We start from the raw sequence: 9,337 nt of genomic DNA, 5'->3' as shown, positions 1-9,337 counted from the left end.
AGATCCATGCACGTGTAGCAGTTCTTAACAGATTTACGGAATTAGGTCGACCACTTACCCAAGTTACGCCTTAAATTTGGCTCAATTAGGGGCGCTTTGCATTTCAAATCTTTGTGCAACAAAGCCATACCGGAATAATCACGTATTATTTTTTGATGGTTTTTTCCTCTTATTTTCATCAAATTTCTATAAGTGGGCGATTTTAACTGGCCGTTTTTAAAGTGAAAATTTTGTCAGTAAATGACCTTTTTTCGTCTATTAAATTTGCACTGCTACATAACCCAGAGCTCGCTTTTGTTATAATTGGCTGATCCACCACAAAATCGGTTTGTTTCCATTGAAAATCATCTTTGCCGGTACACCAGAATTTGCCGCAACAGCTCTTGCTGCATTGCTCAAAACTCAACATGACATCGTTGCGGTATACACTCAACCTGACCGCAAAGCTGGCCGCGGACAAAAGCTAACGGCATCTGCAGTGAAATTGTTGGCACTGGAACACAATATTCCTGTGTATCAACCACTACATTTCAAATCATCTACTGAAGAAGGTTTGGCTGCTCAAGCTGAATTGGCGGCTTTAAATGCCGATGTAATGGTGGTCGCTGCTTATGGTTTAATCTTGCCGCAAGTGGTCCTCGATACACCTAAGTACGGTTGCCTCAATATTCATGGTTCCTTATTACCGCGTTGGCGTGGTGCTGCACCTATTCAACGTGCTATTGCCACAGGCGACCATGAAACCGGAGTAACCATTATGAAAATGGCCGCTGGTTTAGACACCGGTGACATGATGTATAAAACCATTTGCCCAATTGAAGCAACAGACACCTCTGCATCTTTACATGACAAACTTGCTCTACAAGGTGCCGAAGCAACTGTACAGGTTTTAGCATCAGAAGAAAGCTTACAGCACTACCTTGAACAACGTGAAGTGCAGGACGAAGCATTAACTGTTTATGCACATAAACTTTCAAAAGCTGAAGCGAAACTAGATTGGTCTTTGGATGCGATCCAAATTGACCGAAATATTCGTGCATTTAATCCATGGCCTGTGGCTTTTATCCAACTCGATGAACAAAACAATCTTCGTGTTTGGAATTCACAACTTTCAGATGCAAATGCAAAAGAGGCTCAACCAGGCCAAATCATTGCAATTGATAAACACGGTGTACATGTTGCCTGCGGCAATAACAGTGTAATTCGTCTGACTACGCTACAATGGCCGGGCGGTAAACCGCTGAATGCAGTTCAAATCCTGCAAACTCAAAAATTGAATATTGGACAAATTTTATAATGAAGCAATCTCCCCACGCCTCAGGTAAAAACCTCAACTTACGTGCTCAGGTTGTGAAAACGTTATTGGCTGTCCAAAATGGTCAGTCGCTACAGTCTGTACTGGCACAACATATGAATATCGTGTCAGACAAAGACCGTGCGCTCTACCATGAATTGGTTTTAGGTTGCCTACGTCAATGGCATGCGCTTAAACAATTAACCTTACCATTATTGTCAAAGCCACTAGAAAACCAAGTCGTTGAAACCTGTCTGTATTTGGGACTCTATCAATTGCTGTGCACCCGTGTGGCGGCACATGCAGCGATCTCTGAAACAGTAGAAGCCAGTAAACAATTGGGCATGGAAAGTTTAAGTGGCGTGGTGAATGCGATATTACGTCGCGCGACTCGTGAAACTGAACAATTTTATGATGTCCTTGAACAAGCGACCAACTTACCAAGTTGGTTATCCAAGCGACTGAAAAAGGATTGGGGCGAACAATTTAACGAAATCAGTTATCAGCTGAAACAAGTTGCTCCTCTCACTTTACGTGTTAATACTCGTCAAGTCAGCCGTGATGAGTACCTAGATATCCTGCTAGATGAAGGTATCGAAGCACATCGCTGTGAAATTTCAAACGTCGGTATTGTGATGGATGAAAGCTTGCATATTCCAAGCCTACCGGGTTTTGAAGCAGGTGGTTTTTCCGTACAAGATGAACACGCTCAACTGTGTGCAACCCTGTTGCCAAATTTAGATGATAAATTTGTAATTGATGCTTGCGCTGCACCGGGTGGCAAAACAGCACACATTCTTGAGACTTTTGATCTACGCAAAATGATCGCATTAGATCAGGATGAAAAGCGTTTAAAACGTGTGACGGAAAATTTAGAGCGTCTAGTTTTAGATGGTAAACATGTTGAAATTATTACTGCGGATGCAGTGACTTGGACAGCACCTGAACAAGCAGATTGTATCGTCCTTGACGCACCATGTTCAGCAGTAGGTGTGATGCGTCGTCATCCTGACATTCGCCTACTTCGCCAATCTGGCGACATTGCAAAAACAGTCGAGTTGCAAAAACAAATTCTTGAAAATATGTGGCAGCAGCTTAAAGTGGGCGGCACCCTGCTTTACATCACCTGCTCGATTTTAAAAGCTGAAAATGAGCAACAAATGGTGAATTTCTTTGCTTCGCATGCTGATGCACAAGAAGTCAAAATTGACGCCGATTGGGGCATTGAACAAATCCACGGTCGTCAGTTATTCCCTGAAGTGGGTCATGGTGATGGTTTCTATTATTGCCGAATTACAAAAACGGCTTAATACCTACTGATGTTTTGTCTATAGATATATTAATAAAAAAGGAACCTTGAAGGTTCCTTTTTTATTGGGAAGAAGATCTTAATCTTCTTCGTCAGGATGTTTCGCTAAGTGGATGGAGGCCAAGATTAAGCCGCCCCAAAGTAACACGATAGAAATAATCAACATCACCATTGCGGAAGTATTCATTTTATTTCTCCTCAGTTTCTTTGTCTTTCATGCAACTAAATACAATTGCACCAATTACAAATACAGCCATCACCGCACCTGCTACAGGTAACAGTACTTCAACTGGATATCCACCGTAGCCTTCTGTTGCGATTGCTTTAATGGTTAAGCCCAATGCCACCAAGAGTGATAAGGGTGTAATTACCGTAATTAAGAAATTCCAACCAAAGCCCAATTTAATACTTGAGTACTGGTTTACGTGGTCTTTCAATTGCGTTAACAATGGACGACGGAACCAAGACACCAAGATAATAGAGAACAAACCACCCGCCACAATACCAATGTTATTCGCGAAGTAGTCAATGATGTCAACGAAAGTAATCGCGCTATGTGTCGAGAAAATCAAGGTTGAAATAATTGCAGAGCCACCGCCGACAATCGTTACAGCTTTCTTACGTGACCAACCCAATTTATCTTGGAATGAGGCGATTGGCACTTCTAAAATACTCACCATTGACGTAATACCCGCAACAGCAAGAGATGAGAAGAATAGGAAGCCAAATAAGTCGCCGCCTGCACCTAAGCTCGAAATAATTTTCGGGAATGCAATAAAGGCTAAACCAATACCGCCCGAAACCACTTCATTTACAGGTACACCTGCACTATGTGCCATAAAGCCCAAAGCTGCAAAAATACCAATACCTGCCAAAATTTCAAACGATGAGTTAGCGAGTGCAACCACCATACCTGAACCGGTTAAATTGGTTTTTGCTTTCAAATAAGACGCATAAGTCAACATGATCCCGAAACCTACAGATAACGAGAAGAAGATATGACCGAATGCTGCCAACCATACTTTATAGTTGGTCATGGCTTCCCAGTTCGGTGTAAAGAACGCATTTAAGCCATCTGTTGCACCTGGTAAGCGTAATGCTTGAATAACAAGAATGCTGAATAAAATCACCAACAATGGAATAAAGATTTTATTAGAAAGCTCTACCCCTTTCTTTACGCCACCGTAAAGAATAAACACGGTAATTGCCCAAACAATCACTAAGCCAAAGAACAATGTCGGTACGAAACCAAAGGCAATACCATCGGCATTTTGCAAATAGGTATTAAAGAAGAAGCCTTGAGTATCTTCACCCCATTTTTGACCAATCGAGTAGTAAATGTAGCTGCCCGCCCAAGACAATACGCTGGCATAGTAGATACCGATGATCAATGTCACCATCACCTGCCACCATCCCAACGCTTCACTATTCATCAACTTTTTGTACGCTGTTGGAGGTGCTTTACGGAATTTGTGACCGACTGCATAGTCAAGAAACAACAATGGTAGACCCGCTGCAAAAATCGCAACCAAATACGGAATTAAGAAGGCACCGCCACCATTTTCATAAGCCACATATGGGAAACGCCAAATGTTACCCAAACCTACCGCCGAACCAATCGCGGCAATAATAAAGCCTGATCGTGCTGACCAGTTTTCACGTTTATCTGACATAGAACACCTAAACCTTAGGCGGCTCTTTGCTGCTTGTTATGGTTATATCGCGAGCAAAAAAGCACCATAAAAATAAATTCTGGGTGTTTGATCTAGTAAGTTACCTTGTGAGCTTCTTTACTAGAAAGCAAACAGAAAAATAAGTCATCAATTTTTGTTAAAAACATAACAAAATATTTTTCTTTTGTATGAATTCAACAATACTCACTTTTCCAGCCTTTTTCTGTAATTTCTGAAGCAAATATTCCATTTTTATAATCTGTTTTATATCAAATGTTCATTTAATCAGCTTATTTTTTATACAACAAAATTATCAATAATATAACTTTTAGGAATGATATATTTATAGTGTAATCCACTTAGTTATTTCACTCGATAGTGTCCAGTAATTTTATAAGCATATAAAATGTCTTCTTCCTGCGTACCTGACCCAATATTGTGAATAATGAGTGGTGTCTTGTTCAGAGTAGATTGACGGTCTGAAACAATACCAATATGTACAAGCCCCCGACCTAAGTCCCAAGTGACAACATCTCCTGCTAAATATTGCTGATCCAAAACTTGATAGCCTTGACGTTTCATCCACGCTTGTATATTCGGCACACGGCGGTGATCAATATTTTTGTCTGGCCCTTTCAGTCCCCATTTTTGTGGATAGGATTTAAAATGAGCTCTCATATCTTCATGAATGGTTTTTTGCAGATCAATCCCCTGCAAACGTAATGCCCGAATCACCACATCAGTGCATACACCTTTTACAATCGGAACATCTCCCATTGGGTACGCTAACGGGGTATATGCAGGATCATAGTGCAAGGTTTTGCCAATTTGTCCACGCGCATCCGCTACCATTTGCTGAGCATCCAATGCCCAAGACGAAACTTGCACGGTAATTAAACTCAAAAATAAAAAAATCTGCTTCATCTGTTCTTATTCACTGCATTACTTTTTATAGGAAAGATTGTACTCAAAATAAAGGCACCGATCAGACCATGCTGATTGATGCCTGATCAAACTAGATCATGATAATTTAATCGCCAGCACGCGCTCTTCTTGCATATCACGAATAGCCGATTGAATCCCTTCACGACCCAAGCCAGAGTCTTTTACGCCGCCATAGGGCATGTTATCAACCCGAAATGATGGGATATCATTAATGATTACACCCCCCACTTCCAGATGATTCCATGCATACATCATCTTATTTAAGTTTTTAGTGTAGACGCCGGCCTGTAAACCAAAACGGCTACTATTTATTTTTGCGATACCTTTTTCAAAGTTCTTGTACTTCTCTAAAATCGCCACAGGACCAAAAATCTCGTCCTTATACACTTCTAATGACGCATCAACATTTTCCAATAAAATAGGATCAAGCAACGCACCTTTCAACTCACCACGAACCAGGGCTTTTGCGCCTTTTTTAATCGCCTTATCCACCCATTTATTGACCCGAATCGCTTCAGCATCCTTAATCATCGGCCCCACCATTGTGCTTTCGAGTTCTGGGTTTGTAGCCTTTATTTGCTTCATTTTAGCGATCATTTTTTTCTTCACATCGGAATAGATATCCGCGTGAACTAAAATGCGTTGCACACTAATACATACCTGCCCTGCATGATTATATGCACCTCCAACCAAACGATCGATAAATGCTTCGCTGATCTCTGTGTCTGGCTCAATCAATACCGCGGCATTACCACCTAACTCAAGTGTGACTTTTTTACGTCCTGCCCGCGCTTTCATATCCCAACCGACTACATCAGAACCCGTGAAGCTGAGTAATTTAAAGCGATCATCTGTCACCAACACGTCCGCATGTTCACGTGGACATGGCAGTACTGAAAACACGCCTTTTGGCAAATCTGTTTCAGCCAAAACTTCTGCAATTTTTAACGCTGAGATAGGTGTCAAACTCGCAGGCTTCAATACAAATGGACAACCTGCAGCAATTGCAGGAGCAATTTTATGCGCCGTTAAATTGATAGGAAAATTAAAAGGGCTGATCAATGATACTGGACCAATCGGCACATGCTTGACCATGCCCTGATAGCCGGAGGCAGCTGATGTCACCGCCAATGGAATCATGCGACCATCTTCAATTTGTGTGACAGCATCCGCTGCAATTTGGAAGGTATTAATTAAACGCTCAACTTCAGCCGCCGCCGCTTTACGCGGTTTACCGCCTTCTGCAATTAACAAGTCTGCTAATTCTGCACGCATTTCATTAAAGCGTTTCACACAATGCAACAGAATTTTTTGTTTTTGAAATGGCTCAAGCGCGGCCATTTCAGCAGCCGATTTTACTGCCGATTGAATGGCTTGCTCGATGGTTTGAGCATCTGCCAGCGCAACTCGGGCAAAGACTTTCTGACTATATTTATCTTGAACCTCAAGCCATTGTTCAGTTTTTACAGCTTTGCCTGCAAGGTATAAAGGATAATCAGTGACTTTGACTGTTGATTCAGACATTTTTATTTCCTTAGGATTCCGAATAATAACGCGATTTCTATAAATCCTATCATGCGCTGAGTTGGCTTTAAGTTCACTATATTTACGTAACAAGGCTGATAAAAAATGGGCAAAAATGCAGAACTTTTTAGGTTCATTACCTTATTTAAAAGTCATTGCGACTAAAAGCACAAGCAGCAAGATTATTAGAAATTGAATTTTTCAAAAAACCTAAAAAATTAAATATAAGCATTTTAAAACATCAACTTAATTTTATATAAAAAATTATAATTGCATGTTTTTTACACATATTTGTGAGAAATATCCTACAACAACTGAGGCAGATTCATCTAGGCATGCCTTATCTAAAATCCTATAGTGAAGCCATACCGAGACAGGATGTCTCAAACTTAAAACAAAAAGAAAAACCATACGACAAAATGCAATGGAACAATTCACCTTGCAAAGCATATAGAAGAGCCCTGACAGGATGTCGGGGCTTTTTTACTTTATAATTAAAATATTGATAAAAAAGCCCATCAGAAGATGGGCTTTCTAAAGTGAGACTTAACTATATGAACGCTGTGCTTTCAAGGTTTTTCGTTGTGCCTCAGCTTCAGCTGCAACTTCTTCATCAGTTTGTGCTTTGCGAATAAAGAACACTGCAATTGCTGCAATCACAACAGGAATCCCCACGGCCATAAAATTAATTTGATGTGGTAACTCTTGAGACAATAAATAACCAATCAAAATTGGACCTACAATTGCACCAGTACGGCCAACTGCAGATGCCCAGCCAATACCGGTTGAACGTACAGACAACGGATAGTATTGAGCTACATAGCTATACAGTAAAATTTGCGAACCAATTGCAGAAGCACCCGCAACAGCTACCAACAGATAAATCACAGGTTGTGGTGAGTTAAATCCAAGTAGTGACAGCGCTACAGCACCTGCTAAGCACAGTGTAATAATCACTGGTTTCAAATGGAATTTATCCGCCAAAATACCACCACCAACTGTGCCAATAACCGCACCAATGTTCATGGCCAATAAAAACGTCAGACTACTACCTAAAGAATATCCTGCGGCCATCATCAGTTTTGGCAACCAACTGCCTAGTGCATATAACGTTAATAAACACATAAAGAAGCAAAGCCAAAACAGTGCAGTACTTAAGCCACGCCCCTGTTTATATAGCGCTTTAACAGAAGTTCCACCTGGTACAACAACTTCAGTTAACTCAAGTTTTGCTGTTGAACTTAGATTTTGTTCAGGTGCAATTTTTTGAATCATTTGGCGTGCTTCAGCCGTACGTTCAACTTTCACCAAAAAAGTCAGAGATTCAGGTAAGAACTTCCATGCTAAAGGTAGCAATAACAATGGAATACCTGCAATAAAGAACATAATTTGCCAGCCATGATCTGCTGTAAACCATGAACCAAATAGTGCTGCCATAATGCCGCCCATAGCATAACCACTAAACATAGTGGTTACTAAGGTACTACGTAGACGTTTAGGCGCATATTCTGAAGTTAACGCCACTAAGTTTGGTAATACACCACCAATACCTAAACCAGCAATAAAACGTAGCACACCAAACTCTGTCGGATTCGTTGCAAAACCGCCAGCAAAAGTAAAAGTACTGAATAAAAACACACAGATCATGATGACTTTTTTACGACCAATTCGATCGGCCAAAGTACCAAACATCATCGCACCAAACATCATACCTGCCAGCGCAGTACTAGCTAACATACCCGCTTGTACAGCTGTTAATCCCCAGTCTTTCATTAGCAAAGGTAGAGCTACCCCATTGATGGCCAAATCATAACCATCAAATAAAATCAAAATTAAACACCACAACATGATGCTTAAATGCGACTTCGTGAATTTGGCATTATCAACCACATTATTCACATTCACTGTGCTTGTAGACATTGAAACTCACCTCCAATTGTGAGATTTATTTTTCAGCTACAATGCCGTTTTTGATGATGAATTGTCCAAAATTACAAAGGTATAGACTCATACCTTTAGGATATATGCGGTTTTTTTAGTCATAAAATGTCAGAGAAATGAGTATCAAAATGAAATATTTACACATAATAAAAATGGTGGACGGAGGGTCTAGTTTTTATAATTAATAATATTCAATGACTTAATTAACACCTAATGACAATCAGACAATAGATTATTTGATATTGATATTGTCAGATTAAAACGCGATTTTTTCATAATAAATACGTTGGACTACGACCTAAGTCTAAGATTTCTATAGTGAATAAATAAAGTTGAGCTTAGGTCTTATAAAAATCAAAATAAAACCCTAATAATTTAACTTTAATTAAGTGTTTAAATAAGCAAGAAGGCAGCTGAGTTCCTGATTCCTAGGTGAAATAACGCTTTGGTTTTATTCTTTTTGATTTTTATCATTTTTAAATCATAAAAAAATCCCCCTATCTCATAAGAGTTAGGGGGATTTCGAATAATGAGCTGGCGATGACTTACTCTCACATGGGTAACCCCACACTACCATCAGCGCTAAGAGGTTTCACTTCTGAGTTCGGGAAGGGATCAGGTGGTTCACTCTTGCTATTGTCGCCAGCACAA

The 9,337-nt window shown here is 40.2% G+C and carries 7 protein-coding genes and 1 rRNA gene; 2 read left to right on the top strand and 6 right to left on the bottom strand.

Going from position 1 to position 9,337, the window contains the following annotated elements:
- The first annotated feature begins 337 nt into the window (after positions 1-337).
- Both fmt and rsmB read left to right on the top strand, forming a co-directional pair.
- Positions 338-1,297, top strand: coding sequence for a methionyl-tRNA formyltransferase (gene fmt / locus FTT84_RS15435; protein WP_067763417.1), 960 nt, complete (start codon positions 338-340; stop codon positions 1,295-1,297).
- Positions 1,297-2,604, top strand: a complete 1,308-nt coding sequence (rsmB, locus tag FTT84_RS15430) for a 16S rRNA (cytosine(967)-C(5))-methyltransferase RsmB (RefSeq protein ID WP_067763407.1) — start codon at positions 1,297-1,299, stop codon at positions 2,602-2,604. The genes fmt and rsmB overlap by 1 nt, the downstream gene beginning before the upstream one ends.
- Positions 2,605-2,682: 78 nt before the next feature.
- Here rsmB and FTT84_RS15425 read toward each other — a convergent pair whose 3' ends face one another.
- The 6 genes from FTT84_RS15425 to rrf all read right to left on the bottom strand — a co-directional run bounded on the left by FTT84_RS15425 (position 2,683) and on the right by rrf (position 9,333).
- Positions 2,683-2,790, bottom strand: coding sequence for a methionine/alanine import family NSS transporter small subunit (locus tag FTT84_RS15425; RefSeq protein ID WP_081410288.1), 108 nt, complete (start codon positions 2,788-2,790; stop codon positions 2,683-2,685).
- Between the two features lies 1 nt (position 2,791).
- Positions 2,792-4,276, bottom strand: a complete 1,485-nt coding sequence (locus FTT84_RS15420) for a sodium-dependent transporter (RefSeq protein WP_180081714.1) — start codon at positions 4,274-4,276, stop codon at positions 2,792-2,794.
- 363 nt (positions 4,277-4,639) lie between these two features.
- A complete protein-coding gene (locus FTT84_RS15415; RefSeq protein WP_180081716.1) occupies positions 4,640-5,200 on the bottom strand; it encodes a DUF1287 domain-containing protein in 561 nt (186 codons plus the stop codon).
- A gap of 96 nt (positions 5,201-5,296) precedes the next feature.
- Positions 5,297-6,745: an aldehyde dehydrogenase family protein gene (locus tag FTT84_RS15410; protein ID WP_180081717.1), complete on the bottom strand. Its 1,449-nt coding sequence runs from the start codon at positions 6,743-6,745 to the stop codon at positions 5,297-5,299.
- A gap of 546 nt (positions 6,746-7,291) precedes the next feature.
- Positions 7,292-8,665: an MFS transporter gene (locus FTT84_RS15405; RefSeq protein WP_067763415.1), complete on the bottom strand. Its 1,374-nt coding sequence runs from the start codon at positions 8,663-8,665 to the stop codon at positions 7,292-7,294.
- A 553-nt stretch (positions 8,666-9,218) separates the two neighbouring features.
- A 5S ribosomal RNA gene (gene rrf, locus FTT84_RS15400) occupies positions 9,219-9,333 on the bottom strand.
- Positions 9,334-9,337: the final 4 nt, after the last annotated feature.

This window comes from Acinetobacter sp. YH01019 (assembly GCF_013420285.1).
GTDB classification, from domain to species: domain Bacteria; phylum Pseudomonadota; class Gammaproteobacteria; order Pseudomonadales; family Moraxellaceae; genus Acinetobacter; species Acinetobacter gandensis.
Note: the sequence above shows the minus strand (reverse complement) of the source record. Positions and strands in the feature narration are given on the sequence as shown.

Excerpts from the sequence above, each read along its gene's own strand:
- FTT84_RS15420 (WP_180081714.1), bottom strand. The coding sequence starts at position 4,276 with ATGTCAGATAAACGTGAAAACTGGTCAGCACGATCAGGCTTTATTATT.
- rsmB (WP_067763407.1), top strand. The coding sequence starts at position 1,297 with ATGAAGCAATCTCCCCACGCCTCAGGTAAAAACCTCAACTTACGTGCT.
- FTT84_RS15415 (WP_180081716.1), bottom strand. The coding sequence starts at position 5,200 with ATGAAGCAGATTTTTTTATTTTTGAGTTTAATTACCGTGCAAGTTTCG.
- FTT84_RS15425 (WP_081410288.1), bottom strand. The coding sequence starts at position 2,790 with ATGAATACTTCCGCAATGGTGATGTTGATTATTTCTATCGTGTTACTT.
- FTT84_RS15410 (WP_180081717.1), bottom strand. The coding sequence starts at position 6,745 with ATGTCTGAATCAACAGTCAAAGTCACTGATTATCCTTTATACCTTGCA.
- FTT84_RS15405 (WP_067763415.1), bottom strand. The coding sequence starts at position 8,665 with ATGTCTACAAGCACAGTGAATGTGAATAATGTGGTTGATAATGCCAAA.